At 52.4% G+C, this 24,209-nt stretch carries 35 protein-coding genes; 6 read left to right on the top strand and 29 right to left on the bottom strand.

What is annotated here, in order from left to right:
* The first annotated feature begins 141 nt into the window (after nucleotides 1-141).
* The 3 genes from AAC019_RS09065 to AAC019_RS09055 are packed head-to-tail and all read left to right on the top strand — an operon-like array spanning nucleotide 142 to nucleotide 1,508.
* Entirely contained in the window at nucleotides 142-717 is a 576-nt protein-coding gene (locus AAC019_RS09065) for a hypothetical protein (RefSeq protein WP_339898432.1), read from the top strand.
* Nucleotides 707-1,114, top strand: coding sequence for a roadblock/LC7 domain-containing protein (locus AAC019_RS09060; protein ID WP_339898431.1), 408 nt, complete (start codon nucleotides 707-709; stop codon nucleotides 1,112-1,114). The genes AAC019_RS09065 and AAC019_RS09060 overlap by 11 nt, the downstream gene beginning before the upstream one ends.
* A gap of 31 nt (nucleotides 1,115-1,145) precedes the next feature.
* Nucleotides 1,146-1,508, top strand: a complete 363-nt coding sequence (locus tag AAC019_RS09055; RefSeq protein ID WP_339898430.1) for a hypothetical protein — start codon at nucleotides 1,146-1,148, stop codon at nucleotides 1,506-1,508.
* Nucleotides 1,509-1,830: 322 nt separating this feature from the next.
* On the opposite strand, the gene ssb is transcribed toward AAC019_RS09055, so the two are convergent.
* Both ssb and AAC019_RS09045 read right to left on the bottom strand, forming a co-directional pair.
* Nucleotides 1,831-2,394, bottom strand: coding sequence for a single-stranded DNA-binding protein (gene ssb / locus AAC019_RS09050; protein ID WP_339898428.1), 564 nt, complete (start codon nucleotides 2,392-2,394; stop codon nucleotides 1,831-1,833).
* Between the two features lie 99 nt (nucleotides 2,395-2,493).
* Nucleotides 2,494-3,861: an MFS transporter gene (locus tag AAC019_RS09045; protein ID WP_339898426.1), complete on the bottom strand. Its 1,368-nt coding sequence runs from the start codon at nucleotides 3,859-3,861 to the stop codon at nucleotides 2,494-2,496.
* Nucleotides 3,862-4,034: 173 nt separating this feature from the next.
* On the opposite strand from AAC019_RS09045, the gene uvrA reads away from it, so the two are divergent.
* The 3 genes from uvrA to AAC019_RS09030 all read left to right on the top strand — a co-directional run bounded on the left by uvrA (nucleotide 4,035) and on the right by AAC019_RS09030 (nucleotide 10,550).
* On the top strand, nucleotides 4,035-6,890 hold the full coding sequence (gene uvrA, locus AAC019_RS09040; protein ID WP_339898425.1) for an excinuclease ABC subunit UvrA: 2,856 nt from the start codon (nucleotides 4,035-4,037) through the stop codon (nucleotides 6,888-6,890).
* A 274-nt stretch (nucleotides 6,891-7,164) separates the two neighbouring features.
* Complete coding sequence (locus AAC019_RS09035; protein WP_339898423.1) at nucleotides 7,165-9,393, top strand: NADP-dependent isocitrate dehydrogenase; 2,229 nt, start codon at nucleotides 7,165-7,167, stop codon at nucleotides 9,391-9,393.
* 182 nt (nucleotides 9,394-9,575) lie between these two features.
* Nucleotides 9,576-10,550: a glutathione S-transferase family protein gene (locus AAC019_RS09030; RefSeq protein ID WP_339898422.1), complete on the top strand. Its 975-nt coding sequence runs from the start codon at nucleotides 9,576-9,578 to the stop codon at nucleotides 10,548-10,550.
* Nucleotides 10,551-10,652: 102 nt separating this feature from the next.
* On the opposite strand, the gene rplQ is transcribed toward AAC019_RS09030, so the two are convergent.
* The 27 genes from rplQ to rplC form a co-directional block, all read right to left on the bottom strand.
* Complete coding sequence (rplQ, locus tag AAC019_RS09025) at nucleotides 10,653-11,048, bottom strand: 50S ribosomal protein L17 (protein ID WP_339898421.1); 396 nt, start codon at nucleotides 11,046-11,048, stop codon at nucleotides 10,653-10,655.
* A 75-nt stretch (nucleotides 11,049-11,123) separates the two neighbouring features.
* Entirely contained in the window at nucleotides 11,124-12,113 is a 990-nt protein-coding gene (gene rpoA, locus AAC019_RS09020) for a DNA-directed RNA polymerase subunit alpha (protein ID WP_041522394.1), read from the bottom strand.
* Between the two features lie 26 nt (nucleotides 12,114-12,139).
* Nucleotides 12,140-12,760 (bottom strand): 30S ribosomal protein S4, encoded by a 621-nt coding sequence (rpsD, locus tag AAC019_RS09015; RefSeq protein ID WP_041522393.1) that lies wholly within the window; start codon nucleotides 12,758-12,760, stop codon nucleotides 12,140-12,142.
* A 12-nt stretch (nucleotides 12,761-12,772) separates the two neighbouring features.
* A complete protein-coding gene (gene rpsK, locus AAC019_RS09010; RefSeq protein ID WP_041522392.1) occupies nucleotides 12,773-13,168 on the bottom strand; it encodes a 30S ribosomal protein S11 in 396 nt (131 codons plus the stop codon).
* Between the two features lie 57 nt (nucleotides 13,169-13,225).
* Nucleotides 13,226-13,582 (bottom strand): 30S ribosomal protein S13, encoded by a 357-nt coding sequence (gene rpsM / locus AAC019_RS09005; protein WP_339898420.1) that lies wholly within the window; start codon nucleotides 13,580-13,582, stop codon nucleotides 13,226-13,228.
* Nucleotides 13,583-13,846: 264 nt separating this feature from the next.
* The gene (gene rpmJ / locus AAC019_RS09000; RefSeq protein WP_020210089.1) at nucleotides 13,847-13,963 is read right to left on the bottom strand and encodes a 50S ribosomal protein L36; all 117 of its coding nucleotides are present in this window, start codon (nucleotides 13,961-13,963) and stop codon (nucleotides 13,847-13,849) included.
* Nucleotides 13,964-13,985: 22 nt separating this feature from the next.
* The gene (gene secY, locus AAC019_RS08995; protein ID WP_041522390.1) at nucleotides 13,986-15,323 is read right to left on the bottom strand and encodes a preprotein translocase subunit SecY; all 1,338 of its coding nucleotides are present in this window, start codon (nucleotides 15,321-15,323) and stop codon (nucleotides 13,986-13,988) included.
* A gap of 9 nt (nucleotides 15,324-15,332) precedes the next feature.
* A complete protein-coding gene (rplO, locus tag AAC019_RS08990) occupies nucleotides 15,333-15,767 on the bottom strand; it encodes a 50S ribosomal protein L15 (protein WP_041522389.1) in 435 nt (144 codons plus the stop codon).
* 1 nt (nucleotide 15,768) lies between these two features.
* Nucleotides 15,769-15,954 carry a 50S ribosomal protein L30 gene (gene rpmD, locus AAC019_RS08985; protein ID WP_041522388.1) on the bottom strand — a complete coding sequence of 62 codons (186 nt, stop codon included), beginning with the start codon at nucleotides 15,952-15,954 and terminating at the stop codon, nucleotides 15,769-15,771.
* A gap of 37 nt (nucleotides 15,955-15,991) precedes the next feature.
* Nucleotides 15,992-16,501, bottom strand: coding sequence for a 30S ribosomal protein S5 (gene rpsE / locus AAC019_RS08980; protein WP_041522387.1), 510 nt, complete (start codon nucleotides 16,499-16,501; stop codon nucleotides 15,992-15,994).
* 10 nt (nucleotides 16,502-16,511) lie between these two features.
* A complete protein-coding gene (gene rplR, locus AAC019_RS08975) occupies nucleotides 16,512-16,862 on the bottom strand; it encodes a 50S ribosomal protein L18 (RefSeq protein ID WP_041522386.1) in 351 nt (116 codons plus the stop codon).
* A 10-nt stretch (nucleotides 16,863-16,872) separates the two neighbouring features.
* Nucleotides 16,873-17,406, bottom strand: coding sequence for a 50S ribosomal protein L6 (rplF, locus tag AAC019_RS08970; RefSeq protein WP_339898419.1), 534 nt, complete (start codon nucleotides 17,404-17,406; stop codon nucleotides 16,873-16,875).
* A gap of 11 nt (nucleotides 17,407-17,417) precedes the next feature.
* Nucleotides 17,418-17,810, bottom strand: a complete 393-nt coding sequence (rpsH, locus tag AAC019_RS08965; RefSeq protein ID WP_041522384.1) for a 30S ribosomal protein S8 — start codon at nucleotides 17,808-17,810, stop codon at nucleotides 17,418-17,420.
* Between the two features lie 31 nt (nucleotides 17,811-17,841).
* On the bottom strand, nucleotides 17,842-18,147 hold the full coding sequence (gene rpsN, locus AAC019_RS08960; RefSeq protein ID WP_041522383.1) for a 30S ribosomal protein S14: 306 nt from the start codon (nucleotides 18,145-18,147) through the stop codon (nucleotides 17,842-17,844).
* 10 nt (nucleotides 18,148-18,157) lie between these two features.
* Nucleotides 18,158-18,697 carry a 50S ribosomal protein L5 gene (rplE, locus tag AAC019_RS08955; RefSeq protein ID WP_041522382.1) on the bottom strand — a complete coding sequence of 180 codons (540 nt, stop codon included), beginning with the start codon at nucleotides 18,695-18,697 and terminating at the stop codon, nucleotides 18,158-18,160.
* A gap of 5 nt (nucleotides 18,698-18,702) precedes the next feature.
* On the bottom strand, nucleotides 18,703-19,017 hold the full coding sequence (rplX, locus tag AAC019_RS08950) for a 50S ribosomal protein L24 (protein WP_041522381.1): 315 nt from the start codon (nucleotides 19,015-19,017) through the stop codon (nucleotides 18,703-18,705).
* A gap of 36 nt (nucleotides 19,018-19,053) precedes the next feature.
* Complete coding sequence (rplN, locus tag AAC019_RS08945; RefSeq protein WP_041522380.1) at nucleotides 19,054-19,422, bottom strand: 50S ribosomal protein L14; 369 nt, start codon at nucleotides 19,420-19,422, stop codon at nucleotides 19,054-19,056.
* A 37-nt stretch (nucleotides 19,423-19,459) separates the two neighbouring features.
* Nucleotides 19,460-19,726 (bottom strand): 30S ribosomal protein S17, encoded by a 267-nt coding sequence (gene rpsQ, locus AAC019_RS08940; protein ID WP_041522379.1) that lies wholly within the window; start codon nucleotides 19,724-19,726, stop codon nucleotides 19,460-19,462.
* Nucleotides 19,727-19,728: 2 nt separating this feature from the next.
* A complete protein-coding gene (gene rpmC, locus AAC019_RS08935) occupies nucleotides 19,729-19,920 on the bottom strand; it encodes a 50S ribosomal protein L29 (protein WP_041522378.1) in 192 nt (63 codons plus the stop codon).
* Nucleotides 19,920-20,333, bottom strand: coding sequence for a 50S ribosomal protein L16 (gene rplP / locus AAC019_RS08930; RefSeq protein WP_041522377.1), 414 nt, complete (start codon nucleotides 20,331-20,333; stop codon nucleotides 19,920-19,922). Before rplP ends, rpmC begins: the two co-directional genes overlap by 1 nt.
* A gap of 12 nt (nucleotides 20,334-20,345) precedes the next feature.
* On the bottom strand, nucleotides 20,346-21,023 hold the full coding sequence (gene rpsC / locus AAC019_RS08925) for a 30S ribosomal protein S3 (protein ID WP_339898415.1): 678 nt from the start codon (nucleotides 21,021-21,023) through the stop codon (nucleotides 20,346-20,348).
* 13 nt (nucleotides 21,024-21,036) lie between these two features.
* A complete protein-coding gene (gene rplV / locus AAC019_RS08920) occupies nucleotides 21,037-21,369 on the bottom strand; it encodes a 50S ribosomal protein L22 (RefSeq protein WP_041522375.1) in 333 nt (110 codons plus the stop codon).
* 27 nt (nucleotides 21,370-21,396) lie between these two features.
* Complete coding sequence (rpsS, locus tag AAC019_RS08915) at nucleotides 21,397-21,675, bottom strand: 30S ribosomal protein S19 (RefSeq protein WP_339898413.1); 279 nt, start codon at nucleotides 21,673-21,675, stop codon at nucleotides 21,397-21,399.
* A gap of 33 nt (nucleotides 21,676-21,708) precedes the next feature.
* On the bottom strand, nucleotides 21,709-22,536 hold the full coding sequence (gene rplB, locus AAC019_RS08910; RefSeq protein ID WP_339898411.1) for a 50S ribosomal protein L2: 828 nt from the start codon (nucleotides 22,534-22,536) through the stop codon (nucleotides 21,709-21,711).
* A gap of 13 nt (nucleotides 22,537-22,549) precedes the next feature.
* Nucleotides 22,550-22,846 (bottom strand): 50S ribosomal protein L23, encoded by a 297-nt coding sequence (gene rplW / locus AAC019_RS08905; RefSeq protein ID WP_041522372.1) that lies wholly within the window; start codon nucleotides 22,844-22,846, stop codon nucleotides 22,550-22,552.
* Entirely contained in the window at nucleotides 22,843-23,457 is a 615-nt protein-coding gene (gene rplD, locus AAC019_RS08900; RefSeq protein ID WP_041522371.1) for a 50S ribosomal protein L4, read from the bottom strand. Before rplD ends, rplW begins: the two co-directional genes overlap by 4 nt.
* 20 nt (nucleotides 23,458-23,477) lie before the next feature.
* Nucleotides 23,478-24,122, bottom strand: a complete 645-nt coding sequence (gene rplC, locus AAC019_RS08895; RefSeq protein ID WP_339898408.1) for a 50S ribosomal protein L3 — start codon at nucleotides 24,120-24,122, stop codon at nucleotides 23,478-23,480.
* Nucleotides 24,123-24,209 lie beyond the last annotated feature (87 nt).

The following is a 24,209-nucleotide window of genomic DNA, read 5'->3' as shown; positions in this document are numbered from 1 at the left end:
AACACACGATCCGACAACTTATCGTTTATCAAGAACACTTCCTCCAACACAGGCTCCCCACCCTCTACATCAGGCCACCGCTTCAGCCAAGCATTAAAGAAGTTTATAGGATCGCAACGAGCAAGGAGAGTCTAACCACGTATGGACATACTCTATAAAAAATTAGCGGTAGTGGGTGAAGTCGGATCCGGTAAAACTCAGTTAATTAGCACCATCAGTGAGATATCCCCCTTCGCCACAGAAGAGAAATCGAGCGTCGATATAGGAAAGGAGTTTACGACGGTCGGAATAGACTACGGCCGACTAACACTCGACCAAGGAATAGCACTGGGCCTTTATGGCCTGCCTGGACAAAAACGTTTTAAATTACTGTGGGATATGGTGAAAAGCGGGCTCTGGGGGCTACTGATACTAATTAAATATAATGAGGATCTCAACATTGACGCCCTCAATGACGTGCTTACTCATTTTGATATCGCCAACAACCACACCCCAACAGTTATAGGCCTTAGCCACTACGATTTAATGCAGGATGAGCGAGGCCTGGTGACTGTTATTCAGACCATCCAATCGATACTCGACCAAAAATCCGTCAGCGCTCCCATCGTTCCAATTGATCCGCGCGATGCCGAATCATGCCTTTTGGTGCTACAAACACTCGACTCAATAAACAATGTTTTTGATATTGACATGGGAGACTGTATAAATGTCGTTTAACGAGCACTTATCCGGGCAATTAAAAAAGAAATTTTCCGACTACGCCAATAAAGGCTCGGTAGAGGTCATAGCTCTCGCCACCGCGGATGGTTTTCCTATTTACACTCTCAATAAAGTTAACTCAAGCTTTGAAGAAGACAGCTTATCAGCCGCTGCCAGCACACTACACTCTGTAAGCAACGCCGTGGCGCAACAAATCCTAGGCAAGCGCTTTAAGGTTACCTTTATTGAGGCCGAGCAAGGGAATGTTGCTTTTATATCTATTCAACTTAACGGAAGCGACTATGTACTGGTTATGTCCGCTAAAAGCGATATGAACATCGCCAGTTTACGATTATTAATCAACCGGCTTGCCAATGAAATTGGCGATCTAAAACCCGAAGCCGCCTCGGCATAGGTGGCATTATAAGGTCCACAAGGAGAAGTCCATGAGCAACTTAAACGATATAACAGCAGGGCTAATGAGCGTAAGCGGAGCCTTAGGCTGCGCCATCGTCGACTACACCACTGGCATGCTTCTGGCCTCAGAGGGGTCGGGGGTAGACCTTGAACTGGCAGCCGCTGGCAACAGTGAAGTCGTCAAGGCTAAACTTAAAACCATGAAAAGCTTAGGCATTGATGGCGGTATTGAAGACATCCTCATCACGCTAAAAAACCAAACACATATTATCCGCCCCAGCATCACCAACGAAGGGCTTTTTATTTATCTCGTGCTCGACAAAGAAACCTCTAATCTTGCATTAGCGCGGCGCAAAACCGCAGACTTGGAAACTCAGCTGCAACGGGTATAAACCCGGCAAATTAATTATCACGACAAAAACACAGAGCCCTAAATATTTTTAGGGCCCACACCCCAACAGTAACCGCTTTAAGTAAACGCATCCAACGGTAAGCCCCCAAACAGATACAACTATTATCCTTTTCCATTATTCAGAAACGTGCTTCAGCAATTGTGCGGTTTTCTTACAGGCGGATGCCTGCCGAACTTACGGTGTTTGTCAATGCGTTACCAGCTGGCATCAATGCTCCACTGAGAAAAAGCCAGCCCAAGCTTACAAAAAAGCCCTTAAAAATAAGGGCTTAGTTGAAAACTTTACAGAAAAGATTTTTTTTCTAGAAGGGAATATCATCATCAAAACTATCAAACCCACCGGCCGGTTGTTGTGGCTGCTGGGGTTGCTGTTGCGGTGGAGCCTGACGCGGCGCTTGCTGCGGTTGTGACTGTGGTTGCCCTTGGGGCTGCCCCTGCGGCTGGTTGCCGCCAAAGTTTTGCCCGCCACCGTAATTTTGGTTTTGATTGTAGTTATCTTGGCCGTAATTATTGCCACCGTCGCCACCGCGGCTATCTAGCATTTGCATCTCATTGGCAACGATTTCGGTGGTGTAGCGATCCTGGCCGTCCTGCCCTTGCCATTTGCGAGTACGCAGCGAGCCCTCGATGTAAACCTTTGAGCCCTTGCGCAGGTACTCGCCGGCGATCTCGGCGATGCGGTTAAAAAATACCACGCGGTGCCACTCGGTGCGCTCTTGCGGCTGACCGGTTTGTTTGTCTTTCCACTGCTCGGAGGTAGCCACACTGATGTTGGTCACGGCCCCGCCCGATGGCATGTATTTGGTTTCTGGGTCTTGCCCCAGGTTACCGACCAGAATTACTTTGTTGACGCCACGCGATGCCATAGTTGCCTCCTCGCACTTATCTCTGCTTATTACGGTCTGCGCGCATCGGGCGCAGTAATCCGCTAGTTTGTCACGTCTGGCGCATCAGCACCAGCGAGCTTATTGGCTGGCCATAGCGGCCAGTATTTGTTCGCGCTCCACTTTCTGAGCGTCGACTTTTAGATAGACCATTGATTCGTCGGGCACGACCACAACCTCAGCCACACCGTCGATTTGCGTGAGCGTATCGCTAACTTTGGCCGGGTCGCAGCCGTTAAGCGGCAGGAGCATGCTGGCCAAATAACGCGGCGGCGTCATTGGGCGAGCGATAAGCCACCACAAGGCTACCAGCGCCGCGCCTGCCGCCAACACAAATTGCGCACTCTGCCACTGCAGCAATGCGCCACCGGCCACCCCGCCGGTAAAGGCCCCTAGGAACTGTGCAGTGGAGTAAATACCCGTGGCGGTGCCTTTGGAGCCTGCCGGGGCCAGCTTGCTCACCAGCGACGGCAGCGTTGCCTCTAGCAGGTTAAAGGCCATAAAAAAGGCAAATAGCCCCGGCAACCACCACAGCAGTGTTTGCGGCGTGACTACCAGCCAGAGCAACGCACCCGCCAACAGCCCGATAGCCGCCAAAAACACGCGCTTCATTTTACGGCGCTTTTCGGCGATGATAATAAAGGGCAGCATGGCGATAAACGAGCCCACTAACAGTGGCAGGTAAATCACCCAGTGGTGCGCTCTCGCCACGCCCAACGAACTCGCCAATACGCCGGGCAACACCACAAAGCTTGCCGTGAGTACACAGTGCAGGGCAAAAATACCGACATCAAGGCGCAGCAGCTCGGGGTTGCGTAGGGTTTTAGCCAACAGTGCCGGTACCGCGCCCGTCTCGCGCCGCCGCGCCGCGCTGGCCCCATGGCTGACCGCCGGCACCTGATAAATAATGATGTAAACACCCACCAAGCCGAGGGCGGCGGTCACCCAAAAAATAAGCCCTAACCCGCCGATACCCGCTAAAGCCGGGCCAATCACCAGGGCCAATGCAAACGACACCCCAATCGAGGCGCCGATACTGGCCATGGCTTTGGTGCGATTTTCGTCGGCGGTTAAATCGGTCACCATGGCCATCACCGCGCTGGCAATGGCACCGCCACCCTGCAAAATACGCCCGAGCACCAGCTCGTACACGGTATCGGCCTGAGCGGCAACGACGCTACCCAGCACAAAAATCAGCAGGCCACCGACAATAACGGGCTTGCGGCCAATACGATCAGACAACATGCCAAAGGGGATTTGCAGCAGCGCCTGACTAAAGCCGTAGGCACCCAGCGCCAGCCCCAGCAATGCCGGCGTCGCGCCACTGTAGGCATCGCCATACAGGGTGAGCACTGGCAGCACCATAAACAAACCGAGCATACGGAATGCATAAAGCGAAGACAGCGCCATCACAACGCGGCGCTCAAAAGAGGCGGTAGGCTCGGACACAAGAAATCCTGCTTGGTAAAAGCGGCGAATTTTACCACAGCGCGAAGCAAAACGCGTTTGCCAATCAGTAGCAAAGCTTTATCGCCCGCCGGGGCCGATTAGCACTGCCAAATAACGTATAATGGTGAGTTTTTAGGCAAAGGGGCAACTTGAGCCCCAACAGGTGATATAGATTGGATACGATTTACGTTCGCGGCGCGCGCACCCACAACCTCAAAAATATCGACCTGGATATACCCCGCGATAAACTGGTAGTGGTTACTGGCCTGTCGGGCTCGGGCAAGTCATCGCTGGCGTTTGATACCCTCTACGCCGAGGGCCAGCGCCGCTACGTCGAATCTCTGTCTACCTATGCCCGGCAGTTTTTGTCGATGATGGAAAAACCCGATGTGGATCACGTGGAGGGCTTGAGCCCGGCGATCTCCATCGAGCAAAAATCCACCTCCCATAACCCGCGCTCCACCGTTGGGACTATCACCGAGATCTACGATTATTTGCGCCTGTTGTTTGCCCGGGTGGGCGAGCCGCGCTGCCCGGTGCACGGGCAACCACTGGCGGCACAAACCGTGAGCGAGATGGTCGATACCGTGCTGGCCCTGCCCGAGGGCAGTAAATTGATGCTGCTGGCGCCTATCGTGCGCGACCGTAAAGGTGAGCACTTACATACCCTCGATCATTTAAAGCGAGAGGGGTTTATCCGCGCCCGCATCGACGGCCTACTGGTCGACCTGGACGATGCGCCCAAGCTGGATAAAAAGAAAAAACACTCCATCGATGTGGTGGTAGACCGCTTTAAAGTGCGCGAGGACCTACAGGTACGCCTGGCCGAGTCGTTTGAAACAGCGCTTAACTTGTCCGAGGGGCTGGCCGGCATCAGCGATATGGACGGCGAACAGCCCGACCGCATTTTCTCGGCGAAACACGCCTGCCCGGTGTGTGACTACAGTTTGAGCGAGCTGGAGCCACGGCTGTTTTCGTTTAATAACCCCGCCGGCGCCTGCCCCACCTGTGACGGCCTGGGTATTAAGCAGTTTTTTGACGAGAGCAAGGTTGTGCTGTTTCCCGAGGCATCGCTAGCGCAAGGCGCTATTCGCGGCTGGGACAAACGCAATATTTACTATTTTCATATGCTCACCTCCATCGCCAAACACTACGGTTTCGAAGTGGACACCCCCTGGCAAGACCTCAACAAGGAGCACCAGCGCGCGGTGCTTGAGGGCTCGGGCGACGATGTAATCACCTTTAACTATGTCAACGAGCGCGGCGATGTCATCCAACGCACTCACATCTTTGAAGGGGTGATACCCAACCTGGAGCGGCGCTACCGCGATACCGAATCGTCATCGGTGCGCGAGGAGCTGGCGAAATTTCTCTCGACCCAGCCCTGCCCCTCGTGCAAAGGCGCACGCTTGCGGCTAGAGGCACGCAATGTATTTGTCGACGAGCGCACCCTGCCGCAGATTACCGAGCTACCCGTGGGCGAGGCGCATCAATACTTTAGCAGCCTTACTTTTACCGGCTCGCGCGCGGGTATTGCCGATAAAATCTTAAAAGAGTTACGCGAGCGGTTTAGCTTTTTGGTCGACGTGGGCCTTAACTACCTCACCCTTAACCGCAGCGCCGACACCTTATCGGGCGGCGAGGCGCAGCGTATTCGGCTGGCCAGCCAGATTGGCGCCGGGCTGGTAGGGGTTATGTATATTCTGGATGAGCCCTCGATTGGTTTACACCAGCGCGACAACGAGCGCCTGCTGGCCACCTTGACCCACCTGCGGGACCTGGGCAATACGGTTATTGTGGTCGAGCACGACGAAGACGCCATTCGCCTGGCCGACCATGTGATTGATATTGGCCCCGGCGCCGGCGTTCACGGTGGCGAAGTGATCGCCGAGGGCACCGTCGATGACATTATGGCCAGCGAGAAATCCCTGACCGGGCAGTACCTGAGCGGCGCCAAGGAAATCGCGATACCGGCCAAGCGCACCCCCGTCGACCCCAAGCAAATGCTCAAACTGCTGGGCGCGCGCGGCAACAACTTAAAAAACGTTAACCTCGAGCTACCCGTGGGCCTGATGACCTGCGTTACCGGGGTATCCGGCTCGGGTAAATCCACCCTGATTAACGCCACTTTGCACCCGGTGGCCGCCACCGAGCTTAATGGCGCAACCACCTTAAAACCGGCCCCGTTTGACAGCATCGAGGGCATGGCGTTTTTTGATAAATGTGTCGATATCGATCAAAGCCCTATCGGCCGCACGCCGCGCTCTAACCCGGCCACTTACACCGGTATTTTTACCCCAGCGCGCGAGCTGTTTGCCGGCACCCCCGAGGCCCGTTCACGCGGCTACAAAGCCGGGCGCTTTAGCTTTAATGTCAAAGGCGGCCGCTGTGAGGCGTGCCAGGGCGATGGCGTCACCAAAGTCGAGATGCATTTTCTACCCGATGTGTTTGTGCCCTGCGATATTTGCAAAGGCAAGCGCTATAACCGCGAAACCCTCGAGGTGAAATACAAAGGCAAAAACATTCACGAGGTGCTGGATTTAACCGTCGAAGACGCCCGCGAGTTCTTTGACGCCATCCCGGCGATCGCCAAAAAACTGCAAACGCTCATGGATGTGGGCCTGTCTTACATTCGCTTAGGGCAAGCGGCCACCACACTCTCGGGCGGTGAAGCGCAGCGGGTTAAGCTGGCCAAAGAGCTATCCAAGCGCGATACCGGCAAAACGCTTTATATTCTCGACGAACCCACCACGGGGTTACACTTTGCCGACATTCAGCTACTACTGACGGTGCTACAGCGGCTACGCGACCACGGCAATACCGTGGTGGTGATTGAACACAACCTGGATGTGGTGAAAACCGCCGACTGGGTTATCGACTTGGGCCCCGAAGGCGGCAGCGGTGGCGGTCAGATAATAGCCACCGGTACGCCTGAAGATATCACCAAGGTTAAAAAGTCTTACACCGGACAATTTTTGGCGCCAATGCTTAAAATTTCCCAAGAGCGGGCCAAAGCTCGCAATGGCTAACGGTGTTTGACCCCGGCGAGAGGCTGCCGGCGGTATTGTTTACCGCTCGGGCACATCTACTCCAGACGTGTTCGAGCTGGTATAATGCCGCCTCCTCCAATGCAGAGGCTTGTGTGCCGAATTGATTGGCGGCCAAAAGCTGCCGATAAAGGGTTGGTGGCACTTGCACGGGAAGGCACTTATCCGTACCTGGCTGAAGTTTTCAGTCGTCCCCGCTTGCAAGCAGTACCCGCCCGGCCTCTGAAGATACCCTCTTAAAACCATAGGTAAAAGAATGGCTACATCAGACTCCAAAATCATCTACACCAAGACCGACGAAGCCCCAGCGCTTGCCACACAGTCTTTGCTGCCTATTATCGAGGCGTTTACCCAAGTCTCTGGCGTGGGTGTAGAGTTAAAAGACATCTCTTTGGCAGGCCGTATTATCGCCGCCTTCCCCGAGTACCTAACAGAAGATCAGCGCCAGGGCGACGCACTGGCCGAGTTGGGCGAGCTGGCCAAACCCCCCCAAGCCAATATCATCAAGCTTCCCAACATCAGCGCCTCCATCCCACAGCTGAAAGAAGCCATTAAAGAGCTGCAAGATAAAGGCTACGCTCTGCCCAACTACCCCGCCGAGCCCAGCACCGATGAAGAAAAAGACATCGCCGGCCGCTACGACAAAATCAAAGGCAGCGCGGTAAACCCGGTACTGCGTGAGGGTAACTCAGACCGCCGCGCCCCACCGTCGGTAAAAGCCTACGCGCGCAAAAACCCGCACTCTATGGGTGCCTGGTCGAAAGATTCTAAGTCTCATGTATCGCACATGAGCGAAGGCGATTTCTTTGGCAGTGAAAAGTCAGTCACCCTGCCCGCCGCCACTACCGCCAAAATCGAGTTTGAAAAAGCCGATGGCAGCAAGCAAGTATTAAAAGACGGCCTGGCCCTGCAAGCGGGTGAGATTGTCGATGCCGCCGTGATGAGCGCGAGCTCGCTGCGCTCGTTCCTGGCAGAAGCCATTGGCGATGCCAAAGAGCAAGGCGTGCTGTTCTCACTGCACATGAAAGCCACCATGATGAAGGTCTCGGACCCCATCATCTTTGGCCACGCTGTCAGCGTTTTCTTTAAAGATTTGTTCGAAAAATACAGCGCCGAATTTAAAGAGCTGGGGGTAGACCCCACTTACGGTTTCGCCGACGTGCTGGCCAATATCCAAAAATTGCCTGCCGAGAAGCGCGAAGCCATCGAGGCCGACATCAAAGCCGTTTACGCCGCGGGCCCAGAAATGGCCATGGTGAACTCGGACAAAGGTATCACCAACCTGCACGTACCTAACGATGTCATCATCGACGCCTCTATGCCGGCGGCAATTCGCTCGTCAGGCAAGATGTGGGGCCCAGAAGGCAATCTGCAGGATACCAAGTACACTATTCCAGACCGCTGTTATGCCGGTGTTTACGCCGAAACCATCGATTTCTGTAAAGAGAACGGTGCCTTCGACCCAACCACCATGGGCAGCGTGCCTAACGTTGGCCTGATGGCGCAAAAAGCCGAAGAATACGGCTCGCACGACAAAACCTTTGAGATGTCCGGCAGCGGCACCGTGCGTGTTATCGACGCCGACGGCAACACCCTGCTGGAGCAGCCGGTAGAGCAAGGCGACCTGTTCCGCGCCTGTCAGGTAAAAGACGCGCCGATCAAAGACTGGGTCAAACTTGCCGTGAACCGCGCCCGTGCCACTGGCAGCCCTGCTATTTTCTGGCTGGACGAAAACCGCGCCCACGACGCCGAGCTGATCAAAAAAGTTAACGCCTATCTGCCCGAGCACGACACCGATGGCCTGGACATTCGCATCCTGGCACCGGTAGAGGCAACTCGCGTAACATTGCAACGTGCCAAAGACGGCGAAGACACTATCTCGGTCACCGGTAATGTATTGCGCGACTACCTCACCGATTTGTTCCCCATCCTGGAGCTGGGCACCAGCGCCAAGATGCTGTCTATTGTGCCTCTGATGAACGGCGGCGGATTGTTTGAAACCGGCGCCGGCGGCTCTGCTCCTAAGCACGTCGAGCAGTTCACCGAAGAAGGTCACCTGCGCTGGGACTCACTGGGAGAATTTTTGGCTCTGGCGGCCTCACTGGAACACTTTGGTCAGGTTAATAACAACCCGAAAGCCAAAGTCCTGGGTGATGCGCTGGATAAAGCCACCGGTAAATTCCTCGACAACAACAAGTCACCGTCGCGCAAAGTTGGCGAAATCGATAACCGCGGCAGTCACTTTTACCTGGCGCTTTATTGGGCTGAGGCTCTGGCCGCACAGACCGACGACGCCGACCTGCAGGCACGCTTTAGCAAAGTCGCCAACGAGATGGCCGCCAACGAGCAAGCCATTATCGGCGAACTAAACGACGCACAGGGCAAGCCTGTAGACATCGGTGGCTACTACCAGACCGATGACGTTAAAACCGCAGCCGCGATGCGTGCCAGCGGCACTCTCAACCAGATCATCAACGCCCTGTAACTCTGGCGCATCTGGTAGTAAAAGGCGGCCCACATGGGCCGCCTTTTTTGTATGCGCACATCTATCGATTTATTCAATCATTAGCCGAGCACTTGCCCGGTGTTTTTCAAGCCTTCCACGCGCTAACCTATACCGACTTAAAGCATACTAAACGCCCCATGTGGCGAGGCAATGGAGGTTTTATGGGTTTACTGATCGACGGACAATGGCACGACAAGTGGTACGACACCAAAGCTTCAGGCGGCAAGTTTGTACGCAGTGAATCACAGTATCGCCACTGGATTACACCTGACGGCAGCGCCGGCCCCACCGGCGACTCTGGGTTTAAAGCCGAGGCCGGGCGCTATCATCTGTATGTGTCGCTCGCGTGCCCCTGGGCTCACCGCAGTTTAATTATGCGGGCTCTTAAGGGTCTTGAGGATATGATTGAGGTGTCGGTGGTTAACCCACTGATGCGCGAAAACGGCTGGACCTTCGCCCCGGGCAGTGACGTGACCGGTGACAGACTCTATAACTCGGGCTTTTTACACGATCTATACACGCGGGACAACCCCACCTATAGCGGTCGGGTAACCGTGCCGGTACTTTGGGACAAACAGCGCGAATGCATCGTTAATAACGAGTCTGCGGACATCATCCGGATATTAAATTCGGCGTTTGATCAGCTCGGAGCCATCGAGGGTGACTATTACCCCGAAGCGCTACAAGGCCGAATTGATGACGTCAATAATGCGGTGTATCACAACGTCAACAACGGCGTGTACAAAGCCGGTTTTGCCACAGAGCAAGAGGCTTACAACGAGGCCGTAATAACACTTTTTGATACGCTAGATGACCTAGAGGAGCGCTTAAGTAAAGAGCGCTACTTAGCCGGCGATCAAATAACCGAGGCCGACTGGCGACTGTTTACCACGCTAATACGCTTTGATGCGGTGTATCACGGGCATTTTAAATGCAACTTAAAACGCATTGTCGACTACCCAAACCTCTGGGCCTTTACCCGCGAGCTTTACCAGTGGCCGGGAGTGGCCGAGACGGTAAATTTTGAGCACATCAAAGGCCACTATTACCGCAGCCACACCATGATCAACCCGACGGCTATTGTGCCCCAGGGGCCAATGCTCGACCTTAAACAGCCTCATGGCCGGGATAACTAATGTAGCGAGCAATCTGACGCACTTTTTACGCAAAGCTACAAATACAAAAACGCAAAAAAGCCGGCAAGCCGGCTTTTTTGCGTATAACGATAAAGCCAGTATTTACTCGGCTTCGACCGCTTCTTCAACTGCACCTGTAACAGGGCGATCCATCAGCTCAACGTAAGCCATGGTTGCTTTGTCACCAGAACGCAGGCCACACTTAAGAATACGCAGGTAACCACCTGGACGACTCTCGTAACGTGGACCCAGCTCGGCAAACAGCTTACCTACAGCTTTAGGGTTGCGCAGACGGGCAAATGCCAAACGGCGATTTGCAACGCTGTCTTTCTTAGCTAAGGTGATCAAAGGCTCGGCAAAACGACGCAGCTCTTTGGCCTTAGGCAAGGTAGTCTTAATCAGTTCGTGCTCAACCAGTGACGCGGTCATATTGCGAAACATGGCTTTGCGATGTGAACTGTTACGATTCAGTTGACGGCCACTATGACGATGACGCATGACGCTAAATCCTTCACTTATGATTGCTTCACAGCAATCGCGTTAGCCCGCGCAACGCGCGGGACGGTCTATTAATCAGTCTTCGTTGCGCAGGCTAGCCGGAGGCCAGTTTTCTAAACGCATACCGAGCGAAAGGCCACGAGAGGCCAATACATCTTTAATCTCGGTCAGAGACTTTTTACCCAGGTTCGGGGTCTTCAACAGCTCAACTTCTGTGCGCTGAATCAGATCGCCGATGTAGTAGATATTTTCCGCTTTCAGGCAGTTTGCCGAACGTACGGTCAGCTCTAAATCATCTACCGGACGCAACAGAACAGGGTCAATCGCCTCTTCTTTTTCTTCCGGTTGTGACAGTTTTTCGCCTTCCAGATCAACAAACACCGCCAACTGCTGCTGCAGGATGGTAGCGGCACGACGGATAGCTTCTTCAGGATCAATGGTACCGTTGGTTTCCAGATCCAAAATCAGTTTATCCAGGTCAGTGCGCTGCTCAACCCGAGCGCTTTCAACGCTGTAAGCAACACGACGAACGGGGCTATAAGACGCATCCAGCTGGAGGCGACCAATAGCACGACTTTCGTCTTCTTCCTGGCGGCGAGCATCAGCAGGCTGATAACCGCGGCCGCGGGCAACCGTCAAACGCATGGTCAAAGTAGTGTCACCAGTGATATTGGCAATCACGTGCTCGGGGTTTTTCACCTCGATGTCGTGGTCAACCTGAATATCACCCGCAGTCACAACACCCGGACCTTTTTTGGTCAGCGTCAGTACGGCTTGATCTTTACCGTGCATTACCACGGCAACGCCTTTGAGGTTCAGCAGGATCTCGATGACGTCCTCACGGACCCCCTCGATATCACTATACTCGTGCAACACACCATCGATTTCTACTTCAGTAACGGCACAACCGGCCATTGATGAAAGCAAAATACGACGCAACGCATTGCCCAAAGTATGTCCAAAACCACGCTCCAGCGGTTCCAGCACAACTCGCGCGTGAGTTGGGCTGTTTTCGGTAACGTCGATATGACGCGGAGTCAAAAATTCGTTTACTGCAGTCTGCATAGCCACACCTGTTAACGGTTAATCCCTTACTTGGAGTAAAGCTCTACGATAAGGTTTTCGTTGATCTCAGCCGGCAAGTCGCTGCGATCAGGAACGCGCTTATAGGTGCCTTCCTTCTTGTCAGCGTTAACTTCAACCCACTCAACATCAGCGCGCTGACCCGATAAGGTCAAAGCATTCTGGATGCGCAGCTGGTTTTTAGCCTTTTCGCGAACCGCAACTACATCACCTTCCGCTACCTGAAAAGAAGCGATGTTAACGGTTTGGCCGTTAACGGTAATGCCTTTGTGAGATACCAACTGACGTGCTTCTGCGCGAGTAGCGCCAAAGCCCATGCGGTAAACCACGTTATCCAAGCGACATTCCAGCAATTTCAGCAGGTTCTCACCAGTCGCGCCTTTACGACGAGCGGCTTCTTTGTAGTAGCCACGGAACTGCTTCTCCAGAACGCCATAGGTGCGACGTACTTTTTGTTTCTCGCGCAACTGGATGCCGTAATCAGACAGGCGTCCGCGACGCTGACCGTGCTGGCCAGGAGCGGTTTCCAGTTTACACTTTGAATCCAGCGCGCGCGCACCACTCTTAAGAAAGAGGTCAGTACCTTCGCGACGGGACAGTTTACAAGTTGGTCCAATATAACGTGCCATTAGTTTGCCCCCTTACACTCGACGTTTTTTCGGCGGACGACAGCCATTGTGTGGTATCGGCGTCACGTCTGTGATGTTGGTAATTTTATAACCAACGTTATTCAGGGCGCGCACGGCAGACTCGCGGCCGGGCCCTGGGCCTTTTACTTCCACGTCAAGGTTCTTCAAGCCGTACTCTTTAGCGGCTTCACCAGCGCGCTCTGCTGCTACCTGAGCGGCGAACGGGGTGCTTTTACGTGAACCGCGGAAACCTGAGCCACCTGAAGTTGCCCAAGTCAGGGTATTACCCTGGCGGTCGGTGATCGTAACGATCGTGTTGTTAAAAGAAGCATGGATGTGTGCAACACCATCCGCAACCTGCTTTTTGACCTTCTTTTTGGTCGTAGCTTTATTACCTGGCTTGGCCATAGCAATTCTCTTCCTAACTGTTGTTACCGTACTTGAATGTGAGCGAAAACCAGCGAATTAACGCTTAATTGGTTTACGCGGACCTTTGCGGGTACGTGCGTTAGTCTTAGTACGTTGACCACGGAGCGGCAGACTACGGCGGTGGCGCAAGCCACGGTAGCATCCCAAATCCATCAGACGTTTAATGTTCATAGACACAACACGACGCAGGTCACCTTCTACGGTGAACTTGCCCAACTCATTACGGATCTGATCCACCTGGTCTTCGCTCAGCGAGCCAATTTTGGTATCTTCCGCAATGCCTGTAGCAGCACAAATCTGCTTGGCAGTGGTCCGGCCTACCCCATAGATATAAGTCAGGGATATAACCGCGTGTTTATGGTCTGGTATGTTTACACCAGCAATACGGGCCATTCAAATTACTCCAGTAACTCTAAAATTGCAGCGTTGACGTGAAATTACACCACCCCGACGCACCATGGTAAAAAGGCGCGCAAGGATAGCGGTAAAAACACAAAAAAGCAATAGCCTGGCGATTTCTCACCAGACGACAGTCAACGCCCCCTATTGTGCAAGCCAGCCGAGATAAACCTTTAGTGTTTCAGCTGACAGAAAAGGCGGCATATTATGCCACCTTCTCTGGCCAATCGGCAACCAGTGGCTGCCTGATTGTCTTGCTTAGCCTTGACGCTGCTTGTGGCGTGGCTCGGCGTTGCAAATTACTCGCAAAACACCGTTACGACGTACCATTTTGCAGTTGCGGCAAATCTTTTTAACAGAAGCACGAACTTTCATGATCCTACCCTTAAAACCGGGATTAGCGAGCGTTGCCGCTGCCGTATCCCTTTAAGTTTGATTTCTTCATCAGTGATTCATACTGATGGGACATCAAGTGAGATTGAACCTGAGACATAAAGTCCATCACTACCACTACTACAATGAGCAGTGAAGTGCCGCCTAGGTAGAATGGCACATTAAAGGCCACCACCAAGAACTGGGGCATCAAACACACTACCGACATATAGATGGCGCCAACCACAGTCAACCGGGTTAGAACGCTATCGATATACTTGGCTGATTGCTCGCCGGGACGAATCCCCGGAATATAAGCACCTGATTTTTTCAGGTTGTCAGCTACTTCTTTTGGGTTAAACATCAACGCCGTGTAAAAGAAGCAGAAGAATGCAATCAAACCGGTGAACAAAATAATGTTCAAAGGCTGGCCTGGGCCAATCGCCAAGGCAAAGTCCTGCAAGAAGTTACTCACAACACCTTCACCGCCCTCACCAAACCACTGCGCGATAGAAGCAGGGAACAGCAAAATCGAGCTGGCGAAGATCGCCGGAATAACACCCGCCATGTTGATCTTGAGAGGCAAGTGGCTAGTCTGAGCCGCGTAGGCCTGACGACCCTGCTGACGCTTAGCGTAGTTCACTGTAATGCGACGCTGGCCACGCTCGATCCGGACAATCGCCCAGATTACCGCCATAGCTACAACCGCAATAACCAACAACATCAAAATGTGTAAGTCACCCTGGCGTGCGCTTTCAAACGCTGCACCAATCGCCGTGGGGAAGCCCGCAACGATACCGGCGAAGATCAGCATGGATATACCATTACCAATACCGCGCTCGGTTACCTGCTCACCCAACCACATCATAAAGACTGCGCCGGTAACCAGTGAGGTAACTGCAATAAAGTAAAAAGCGAATCCTGGCTCACCACCATAGGCGAAACCGGAAAAGCTAACCGCCATTGCCATCGCCTGAACGGTTGCGAGAATCACAGTACCGTAGCGAGTGTATTGGTTAATCTTGCGACGACCCGCATCACCCTCTTTTTTCAGCTGCTCCAGCGAAGGAGTAACGGCGGTCATCAACTGCATGATAATCGACGCTGAAATGTAAGGGAAAATACCCAGTGCAAGAATACTCATACGCTCAAGGGCACCGCCCGAGAACATATTAAACAGGCCTAGCACCGTTCCCTGATTCTGATTAAACAGATCGGCAATTCGCTCCGGGTCGAGACCCGGAACTGGAATGTGGGTACCGATACGGTAAACCACGATTGCCAAAAACAGAAAACGAAGGCGAGCCCAAAGCTCGCCCAACCCTTTTTGATTTGCTAACGGCAGATTACCGGGAGTTGCCATTGGCACCTCTTACTCTTCGACTTTACCGCCGGCCGCTTCAATGGCAGCTTTGGCGCCTTTTGTTACAGCAATACCTTTCACTGTAACGGCTTTTTTCACTTCGCCTGAAGCAAAGATCTTAGCACGCTTGATTTGCGAGCCGATCACGTCAGCTTGCTTCAAGGTTTCCAGATCTACTACTTCGCCTTCGATAAGGTTCAGCTCGTTCAAGCGCACTTCCGCAGTAACGCGGCCGATACGTGAGCTAAAGCCATACTTCGGCAAGCGTTTTTGCAAAGGCATCTGACCGCCTTCAAAGCCCGGAGCAACACTGCCGCCAGAGCGTGATTTCAGACCTTTGTGACCCCGGCCAGCAGTCTTACCCAGACCACTACCGATACCACGGCCAACACGCTTCTTGCTATGGGTGCTACCTGGAGCGGGACTCAGCGTATTAAGACGCATGTTATTCTCCCTCTACCTTAATCAGATAGTTCACAGTATTAATCATGCCACGCGTAGATGGAGTATCTTCAACCTCTACAGTGTGACCGATGCGACGCAGCCCTAAACCAGTAACACAAGCCTTATGGTTCTTCAGTCGGCCTGCGGTACTCTTCAGCTGAGTCACTTTAATCATTTTCTTAGCCATGCTCGTATACCGCTGTCTAGTAATCGGACAATGCCAATTAGTTCAGAATATCTTCTACGCTCTTACCGCGCTTAGCTGCAACAGACTCCGGAGAGGCCATTGACTTGAGCGCCTGGAACGTAGCGCGAACTACGTTTACAGGATTGGTAGAACCGTAGCACTTAGCCAGAACGTTCTGTACACCGGCAATTTCAAGTACTGAACGCATCGCACCACCGGCAATAACACCGGTACCTTGAGAAGCTGGCTGCATGTAAACCTTAGAGGCGCCGTGGCGACCCTTAGTGGCGTACTGCAGTGTATCACCGTTTAGATCTACAGAGATCATATTACGGCGAGCTGCTTCCATAGCTTTTTGAATAGCTACTGGCACTTCGCGCGCTTTACCGCGACCAAAGCCGACTTTACCGTTACCGTCACCAACAACAGTCAGCGCGGTGAAGGCAAAGATACGGCCACCTTTAACAGTTTTGGCAACACGATTGACCTGAACCAGTTTTTCCTGGAAGCCTTCGTTGTTGCTGTCATCTTTCTTAGTAAAAGCCATGTCTTTACCCTTAGAATTCCAAACCAGCTTCACGCGCGGCATCGGCTAATGCCTTTACGCGACCGTGATATTTGAAACCGCTACGATCAAAGGCCACCTGGGTGATACCGGCGGCTTTGGCACGCTCGGCGATCAACTCGCCAACGGCTTTAGCGGCTTCTGCGTTACCGGTTTTACCGCTACGCAGTGACTTGTCCAGTGTAGACGCACTTGCCAGAACACTCGCGCCATCTTGCGCGATGATTTGCGCATATATGTGACGTGGGGTGCGGTAAACGCTTAAACGGTTAGCACCCAACTCACGAATCTTGGCACGGGCACGGCGCGCACGGCGAAGACGAGATTGCTTCTTATCGCTCATAACCTAGCCCTTACTTCTTCTTAGCTTCTTTACGACGTACTTGCTCGTCGGCAAAACGAACACCTTTACCTTTATAAGGCTCTGGTGGACGCAGGCTGCGAATTTCCGCAGCTACCTGACCGAGCAGCTGCTTATCAGCGCTCTTAAGTACGATATCGGTCTGGCTTGGAGTTTCCACTGTTACACCCTCTGGGAGAGTGAAGTTAACAGGGTTAGAGAAACCCAAAGACAGGTTTACAGTTTTTCCTTCAGCTTTGGCACGATAACCAACACCGACTAACTGCAGCTTCTTCTCGAAGCCTTCAGTTACGCCGTGCATCATGTTACCGACCAGGGCACGCATGGTGCCTGCCAACGCGATGGACTGCTTGGCGCCGTCACGGGCGATGAAGCGCAGAACATTTTCGTCCTGTTTAACTTCAACTTGCTCGTGAATTGTCAGCGCCAACGTGCCCTTGCTGCCTTTTAAGCTAAGGTCTTGCCCATTCAGGGTGACATTAACTGCAGCAGGCACTTCAACCGGACTGTTTGCAACTCGTGACATGGTTCTTCCCGTTAGAATACTGTGCAGAGGACTTCACCACCAACGCCAGCGGCGCGGGCAGCACGATCAGTCATAACACCTTTACTTGTCGAAACGATGGCAACACCCAGGCCGTTGCGAACACTCGGCAGCTCGGTTTTACCAGCGTAATTGCGCAAACCGGGGCGACTAACGCGAACGAGTTCAGCGATAACCGGCTTGCCTTCAAAATACTTCAGGTCAATCGTCAGGTCGGCTTTAGGGCCTTCGCTTACGGTGTGACCAGTAACGTAACCTTCTTCTTCCAAAACCTTGGCAACACTTACTTTCAGTTTTGAAGATGGCATGGTGACGTCAGTCTTACCAACTTGCAGCGCATTACGAATGCGGGTCAGCATATCTGCTAACGGATCTTGCATACTCATCTGAATCTGCTCCTATATATGGGTCTTGAGCTTACCAGCTCGACTTAACCAGACCCGGGACATCACCGCGCATAGCTGCTTCGCGCAACTTGTGGCGGCAAAGACCAAACTTACGATAAACGCCGTGTGGGCGACCAGTTACACGACAGCGGTTACGCTGACGAGAGGCACTGGCGTCACGTGGCAGTTTTTGCAGTTTAGCTTGCGCTTCCCACACTTGCTCTTCAGATGAAGCAGGGCTCGAAACAATCGCCTTAAGCTCAGCACGTTGAGCGCTGTACTTTTCGACCAGACGAGCACGTTTTGCTTCGCGCGCAATCATTGATTTTTTAGCCATGTCTCTACCCTTAGCCTTTGAACGGGAAGTTAAACGCTTTTAACAAAGCGCGACCTTCTTCGTCGTTGCGTGCAGATGTGGTGATACAAATATCCAAACCGCGCAGCTTATCGACTTTATCGTAGTCGATCTCCGGGAAGATAATTTGCTCAGTCACACCCATAGAGAAGTTGCCACGACCGTCAAATTGCTTAGGGCTGATGCCGCGGAAGTCGCGAATACGTGGAATCGAGATCGAAATCAGACGATCCAAAAACTCGTACATACGATCCTGGCGTAAAGTCACTTTACAACCGATCGGCCAACCGTCACGGATCTTAAAGCCGGCAATAGATTTGCGCGCTTTAGTTACCACAACCTTTTGACCGGCAATCTTTTCCAGATCGCCAACGGCGTTTTCAAGGACTTTCTTATCGCCCACAGCTTCACCAACACCCATGTTAATGGTGATCTTGGTAATGCGTGGCACTTCCATTACGTTTGCCAGCCCCAACTCTTCTTTCAGTTTGGGAGCGAGCTCTTTGCTGTATATCTCTTTAAGCCTAGCCATGTCACTTACGCCCCTACGGCTTCGCCAGTGGATTTGAAGACGCGCACTTTCTTGTCGCCTTCAACCTTGAAGCCAATGCGATCAGCTTTTCCGGTTGCTGCGTTAAAAATCGCAACATTGGAAACATCAATAGCGGCTTCTTTCTCTACAATCCCACCAGGAACGCCCATTTGCGGGTTAGGCTTCTGGTGTTTTTTGACGATATTGATACCAGCAACGATCACTTTATCGTTCGGCATAACGCGAACAACTTTGCCACGCTTACCTTTGTCGCGACCGGCGATAACAATTACTTCGTCATCACGTTTTATCTTGCGCATTTGTCTGCCCTCGACTCTCCGACTCTGCCAAAGTACTTAAAGTACTTCAGGTGCCAGAGAAATGATTTTCATAAATTTCTCGCCACGCAACTCACGAGTCACGGGTCCGAAAATACGTGTACCAACTGGAGCATCTTGGGCGTTCAGTAGCACAGCAGCGTTATCGTCGAACTTGATCAATGAACCGTCCTGACGACGCACACCTTTTTTGGTGCGTACTACTACCGCCTTCATCACCTGGCCTTTCTTCACTTTACCGCGAGGAATTGCTTCCTTAACGGTAACTTTGATGATGTCACCCACGGCTGCGTAACGACGGTGAGAGCCGCCAAGCACCTTGATGCACATGACTCGGCGAGCGCCGCTATTGTCAGCTACATCTAAGTAGGATTCTGTTTGAATCATCGTCCGTCTCCGAAACTATTTAGGTCGCTAGAAATCTTTAGATTTCTGTAGCGCGCTCTTCGATTTTTACCAAAGTCCAAGACTTGCTTTTAGACAGCGGGCGTGACTCTGCGATAGTCACAGTGTCGCCCATCTTGGACTCATTGTTTTCGTCATGCGCTTTAAGCTTAGATGACTTACTCACGTACTTGCCATAAAGCTCGTGCTTTACACGGCGCTCGATCAGCACAGTAATGGTTTTATCCATTTTGTCGCTAACTACTTTGCCGGTCAGCGTACGAGCCAGTTTTTCTGCCTGAGTCATCGTTAGTTACCTGCCTTTTGTCTAAGCGCCGTCTTGATGCGAGCAATATCTTTACGAGCCTGCGACAACAAGTGCGTCTGGTTCAACTGACCAGTCGATGCTTGCATACGCAGCTTGAATTGCTCTTTCAGCTGTGCAAGCAACTCGTTGTTCAGCTCTTCAACGGACTTTTCCCGGAGTTCTGAAGCTTTCATCACATCACCGAACGTTTAACGAATGTTGTATTAATAGGCAACTTTGCCGCGGCCAAGGCGAAGGCTTCACGGGCCAACTCCTCACTAACACCGTCCATTTCATACAGGACTTTGCCTGGGCAAATCTGTGCCACCCAGTATTCCACGTTACCCTTACCTTTACCCTGACGTACTTCCAGAGGTTTTTCGGTAATTGGCTTATCCGGGAAAACTCGGATCCAAATTTTACCACCACGCTTAATGTGGCGGGTCATTGCACGACGGGCCGCCTCAATTTGACGTGCTGTAATGCGACCGCGACCCGTGGCTTTTAATCCAAAGTCGCCAAAGCTAACCTTGGAGCCGCGATGGGCTAAACCGCGGTTGCGGCCTTTCTGTTGCTTGCGAAACTTCGTACGCTTCGGTTGCAGCATCTTGCGTACCCCTTACTTAGACTTTGAGCCTTTTTTCTTAGGTGTCGTTTCCGGTTCAACATCACCGATAACTTCGCCTTTGAAAATCCAAACTTTAACGCCAATAATCCCGTAGGTTGTTGACGCCTCTGCGGTGTTGTAGTCGATGTCGGCACGCAGTGTGTGCAACGGCACTCGACCTTCGCGGTACCATTCAGAGCGTGCAATCTCAGCACCTCCAAGACGGCCACCTACCTGAATCTTGATACCCTCGGCACCTTGACGCATGGCGTTTTGTACAGCGCGCTTCATAGCGCGACGGAACATAACGCGGCGTTCAAGCTGAGAGGCAACACCCTGGGCTACCAGAGCCGCATCCAGATCAGGCTTGCGAATCTCTTCAATATTGATATGGACAGGCACGCCCATTAGCTTGCTAACTTCAGCACGCAGTTTATCAACATCTTCACCTTTCTTACCGATCACAATACCCGGACGAGCCGTGTGAATAGTGATACGCGCAGTGTTAGCTGGGCGCTCGATATCAACGCGGCTAACCGATGCACTGGCCAGCTTTTCCTGAATGTACTCACGCACTTTCAGGTCGGTGTTGAGTTTATCTGCGTATTCGTCGCTGCCGGCATACCAAGTAGAGGTATGGCTTTTGACGATACCCAGACGAATACCTGTCGGATGTACTTTCTGTCCCATAACGCCTGCTCTCTTACTGGTCGGCTACTTTTACGGTGATGTGACAAGTGCGCTTGATAATGCGGTCAGCACGACCCTTAGCGCGAGGCATGATACGTTTCATGCTCATACCTTCGTCTACAAAAATAGTAGACACTTTCAGCTCATCAACATCAGCGCCTTCATTGTGCTCTGCATTTGCAATAGCAGATTCAAGCACTTTCTTAACTATCGCAGCGCCCTTCTTCGGGCTAAAGCCCAGAATATCAAGAGCATCTTCAACGCCTTTTCCACGAATTTGATCTGCAACCAAACGCGCTTTCTGCGCCGACAGACGAGCACCGCGTAACTTTGCTGCTACTTCCATCGTATTACCTCGTTAGGCACTTAGCGCTTAGCGCTTTTTAGCTTTCTTGTCTGCTGCATGACCGCGATAGGTGCGGGTAGCGGCAAACTCGCCCAGTTTGTGCCCAACCATCTCTTCGTTGATCAGGACTGGCACATGTTGACGCCCGTTGTGTACCGCCAGAGTCAAGCCAACCATCTCCGGAAGAATCATGGAGCGGCGAGACCAGGTTTTGATCGGGCGACGATCATTTTTTTCGATCGCTGCTTCGATCTTCTTAATCAGGTGAAGATCGATAAAAGGACCTTTCTTCAGTGAACGTGGCACTGTTGCTTCCTCTTTTGGTTGTTAGGTCGTCAATTAACGCTTATCGCGACGACGAACAATCATCTTGTCGGTACGCTTGTTCTTGCGCGTTTTATAACCCTTAGCCGGAGTACCCCAAGGTGAAACCGGATGACGGCCACCAGAAGTACGGCCTTCACCACCACCGTGCGGGTGATCTACCGGGTTCATGGCAACACCACGAACGGTCGGACGAACACCGCGCCAGCGTTTGGCGCCAGCCTTACCCAATGAGCGCAAGCTGTGCTCACTGTTTGATACTTCACCCAATGTGGCGCGACACTCGCTCAAAACGCGACGGGTTTCACCGCTACGCAGACGCAAAGTGGCATAAGCACCATCACGGGCAACCAAGTTGGCAGAGGTACCAGCAGAACGTGCGATTTGCGCGCCCTTGCCAGGCTTAAGCTCAACACAGTGAACCACACTACCTACCGGAACGTTACGCAGCGGCAAAGTGTTACCCACTTTGATCGATGCAGCGTCGCCGGACTCGATTTTGTCGCCAGCAACCAGACCTTTAGGAGCGATAATGTAACGACGCTCACCATCGGCATAACAAACCAGCGCAATATACGCGGTGCGGTTCGGATCGTATTCAATACGCTCTACTGTCGCCGGGATTCCGTCTTTGTTACGACGAAAATCAATCAGACGATAGTGTTGCTTATGACCACCACCAATATGGCGAGTGGTAATCCGACCGGCGTTATTACGACCACCGGATTTGGATTTCTTTTCCAACAGGGGCGCGTATGGCGCACCTTTGTGCAAGTCCGGGCTGACAACGCTTACTACAAAGCGGCGACCGGGCGAGGTTGGTTTACGTTTTACAATAGCCATTGCAACAGTCCCCTTACTCAGCTACCGCAAAGTCGATGTCCTGACCTTGCTCAAGGCGTACGTATGCTTTTTTCCAGTCACTGCGCTTGCCGAGACCGTAGCGTGTACGCTTGGTTTTACCTTTAACGTTCAAAATGCGAACTTGCTCGACTTTAGTGTCGAACAGCGCCTGAACAGCGGCCTTAACTTCTAGCTTGGTAGCATCAGAGGCAACTTTAAAAACCACCTGATTGCCAGTTTCGCCAGCAGCTGCAGCTTTCTCAGAAACCACAGGGCCTAACAAGACCTTATAAATGCGCTCTTGATTCATCCCAGGATCTCCTCGAATTTCTTCATCGCAGGCACGGTCACAACTACTTTGTCGAAGCGAATCAGGCTAACCGGATTAACTGCGGCAACATCGCAAACATCAACCTTGTGCAGGTTGCGTGAAGCCAGATACAGGCCTTCACTAACATTCTCAGTGACTACCAGCGCTTCAGACAGGCCGTATTGACCTAACTTTTGCACCAGAGCTTTGGTTTTAGGAGTTTCCAGATCGAAATCCTCAACCACCACCAGACGATCCTGACGGTTCAGCTCAGACAAAATGCAACGCAGTGCAGCGCGGTACATTTTCTTGTTCAGCTTTTGCTCAAAGCTACGTGGCTTAGCGGCAAACGTTACACCACCACTGCGCCAAATTGGGCTGCGGATGGTGCCGGCACGGGCGCGGCCAGTGCCTTTTTGACGCCAGGGCTTTTTACCGCCACCAGCAACTTCAGAGCGAGTTTTCTGGGCCTTGGTACCTTGACGGGCGCCAGCCATATAGGCGACAACCGCTTGGTGAACCAGGTCCTGATTAAATTCTTTACCGAAGGCCACCTCAGATACTTTCAAGGTACCGTTGGAGCCGCCGGGAGTTACAATATTTAATTCCATGGTCGTTTCCCCTCGGACAACTAAGCGTTGGTGCGCGCTTTAACTGCTGGACGCACAATGACGTCACCACCCGGAGCTCCGGGGATGGCACCTTTGACCAACAGCAGATTGCGTTCGGCATCAACTCTAACCACTTCCAGGTTTTGAACGGTTACACGCTCAGCACCCATATGGCCAGACATTTTTTTGCCCTTAAAGACGCGACCTGGAGTTTGACATTGACCAATCGAACCAGGCGCACGGTGAGAAAGAGAGTTACCGTGAGTAGCGTCTTGCATGCTGAAGTTCCAGCGCTTAACGGTACCGGCAAAACCTTTACCCTTGGAGGTACCGGTAACGTCGACAATCTGGCCTGCTTCAAAAGCAGCCACAGTCAACTCACCACCGGCTTCAAAACTTTCTTCTGAGTTGTTGCGCAACTCCCACAAACCACGACCAGCCTCATTATTAGACTTAGCGAAGTGACCTGCAGCAGATTTGCTAACACGGGAGGCACGACGAGACCCTACGGTTACTTGCACTGAGCTGTAGCCGTCGGTTTCTACATTCTTAACCTGAGTGATGCGATTGGGTGAAACCTCAATCACAGACACGGGAATGGAAACACCATCATCGGTAAATATACGAGTCATACCGCTTTTGCGGCCGACAATACCAATCGTCATTTTACTAACCTCTATAGTGTACGGGGCTGTTACCCGCTATGGCCGCCCATTTCAGAGCGTTACACACGACCGGACTGGAATGCCCGG

The organism is uncultured Gilvimarinus sp., assembly GCF_963975215.1.
Taxonomy (GTDB): domain Bacteria; phylum Pseudomonadota; class Gammaproteobacteria; order Pseudomonadales; family Cellvibrionaceae; genus Gilvimarinus.
The sequence above is the reverse complement of the archived record's forward strand: the minus strand, read 5'-3'. Positions and strand labels throughout refer to the sequence as shown.

Excerpts from the sequence above, each read along its gene's own strand:
- AAC019_RS09065 (WP_339898432.1), top strand. The coding sequence starts at position 142 with ATGGACATACTCTATAAAAAATTAGCGGTAGTGGGTGAAGTCGGATCC.
- AAC019_RS09060 (WP_339898431.1), top strand. The coding sequence starts at position 707 with ATGTCGTTTAACGAGCACTTATCCGGGCAATTAAAAAAGAAATTTTCC.
- AAC019_RS09055 (WP_339898430.1), top strand. The coding sequence starts at position 1,146 with ATGAGCAACTTAAACGATATAACAGCAGGGCTAATGAGCGTAAGCGGA.
- ssb (WP_339898428.1), bottom strand. The coding sequence starts at position 2,394 with ATGGCATCGCGTGGCGTCAACAAAGTAATTCTGGTCGGTAACCTGGGG.
- AAC019_RS09035 (WP_339898423.1), top strand. The coding sequence starts at position 7,165 with ATGGCTACATCAGACTCCAAAATCATCTACACCAAGACCGACGAAGCC.
- AAC019_RS09030 (WP_339898422.1), top strand. The coding sequence starts at position 9,576 with ATGGGTTTACTGATCGACGGACAATGGCACGACAAGTGGTACGACACC.
- rplQ (WP_339898421.1), bottom strand. The coding sequence starts at position 11,048 with ATGCGTCATCGTCATAGTGGCCGTCAACTGAATCGTAACAGTTCACAT.
- rpoA (WP_041522394.1), bottom strand. The coding sequence starts at position 12,113 with ATGCAGACTGCAGTAAACGAATTTTTGACTCCGCGTCATATCGACGTT.
- rpsD (WP_041522393.1), bottom strand. The coding sequence starts at position 12,760 with ATGGCACGTTATATTGGACCAACTTGTAAACTGTCCCGTCGCGAAGGT.
- rpsK (WP_041522392.1), bottom strand. The coding sequence starts at position 13,168 with ATGGCCAAGCCAGGTAATAAAGCTACGACCAAAAAGAAGGTCAAAAAG.
- rpsM (WP_339898420.1), bottom strand. The coding sequence starts at position 13,582 with ATGGCCCGTATTGCTGGTGTAAACATACCAGACCATAAACACGCGGTT.
- rpmJ (WP_020210089.1), bottom strand. The coding sequence starts at position 13,963 with ATGAAAGTTCGTGCTTCTGTTAAAAAGATTTGCCGCAACTGCAAAATG.
- secY (WP_041522390.1), bottom strand. The coding sequence starts at position 15,323 with ATGGCAACTCCCGGTAATCTGCCGTTAGCAAATCAAAAAGGGTTGGGC.
- rplO (WP_041522389.1), bottom strand. The coding sequence starts at position 15,767 with ATGCGTCTTAATACGCTGAGTCCCGCTCCAGGTAGCACCCATAGCAAG.
- rpmD (WP_041522388.1), bottom strand. The coding sequence starts at position 15,954 with ATGGCTAAGAAAATGATTAAAGTGACTCAGCTGAAGAGTACCGCAGGC.
- rpsE (WP_041522387.1), bottom strand. The coding sequence starts at position 16,501 with ATGGCTTTTACTAAGAAAGATGACAGCAACAACGAAGGCTTCCAGGAA.
- rplR (WP_041522386.1), bottom strand. The coding sequence starts at position 16,862 with ATGAGCGATAAGAAGCAATCTCGTCTTCGCCGTGCGCGCCGTGCCCGT.
- rplF (WP_339898419.1), bottom strand. The coding sequence starts at position 17,406 with ATGTCACGAGTTGCAAACAGTCCGGTTGAAGTGCCTGCTGCAGTTAAT.
- rpsH (WP_041522384.1), bottom strand. The coding sequence starts at position 17,810 with ATGAGTATGCAAGATCCGTTAGCAGATATGCTGACCCGCATTCGTAAT.
- rpsN (WP_041522383.1), bottom strand. The coding sequence starts at position 18,147 with ATGGCTAAAAAATCAATGATTGCGCGCGAAGCAAAACGTGCTCGTCTG.
- rplE (WP_041522382.1), bottom strand. The coding sequence starts at position 18,697 with ATGGCTAGGCTTAAAGAGATATACAGCAAAGAGCTCGCTCCCAAACTG.
- rplX (WP_041522381.1), bottom strand. The coding sequence starts at position 19,017 with ATGCGCAAGATAAAACGTGATGACGAAGTAATTGTTATCGCCGGTCGC.
- rplN (WP_041522380.1), bottom strand. The coding sequence starts at position 19,422 with ATGATTCAAACAGAATCCTACTTAGATGTAGCTGACAATAGCGGCGCT.
- rpsQ (WP_041522379.1), bottom strand. The coding sequence starts at position 19,726 with ATGACTCAGGCAGAAAAACTGGCTCGTACGCTGACCGGCAAAGTAGTT.
- rpmC (WP_041522378.1), bottom strand. The coding sequence starts at position 19,920 with ATGAAAGCTTCAGAACTCCGGGAAAAGTCCGTTGAAGAGCTGAACAAC.
- rplP (WP_041522377.1), bottom strand. The coding sequence starts at position 20,333 with ATGCTGCAACCGAAGCGTACGAAGTTTCGCAAGCAACAGAAAGGCCGC.
- rpsC (WP_339898415.1), bottom strand. The coding sequence starts at position 21,023 with ATGGGACAGAAAGTACATCCGACAGGTATTCGTCTGGGTATCGTCAAA.
- rplV (WP_041522375.1), bottom strand. The coding sequence starts at position 21,369 with ATGGAAGTAGCAGCAAAGTTACGCGGTGCTCGTCTGTCGGCGCAGAAA.
- rplB (WP_339898411.1), bottom strand. The coding sequence starts at position 22,536 with ATGGCTATTGTAAAACGTAAACCAACCTCGCCCGGTCGCCGCTTTGTA.
- rplW (WP_041522372.1), bottom strand. The coding sequence starts at position 22,846 with ATGAATCAAGAGCGCATTTATAAGGTCTTGTTAGGCCCTGTGGTTTCT.
- rplD (WP_041522371.1), bottom strand. The coding sequence starts at position 23,457 with ATGGAATTAAATATTGTAACTCCCGGCGGCTCCAACGGTACCTTGAAA.
- rplC (WP_339898408.1), bottom strand. The coding sequence starts at position 24,122 with ATGACGATTGGTATTGTCGGCCGCAAAAGCGGTATGACTCGTATATTT.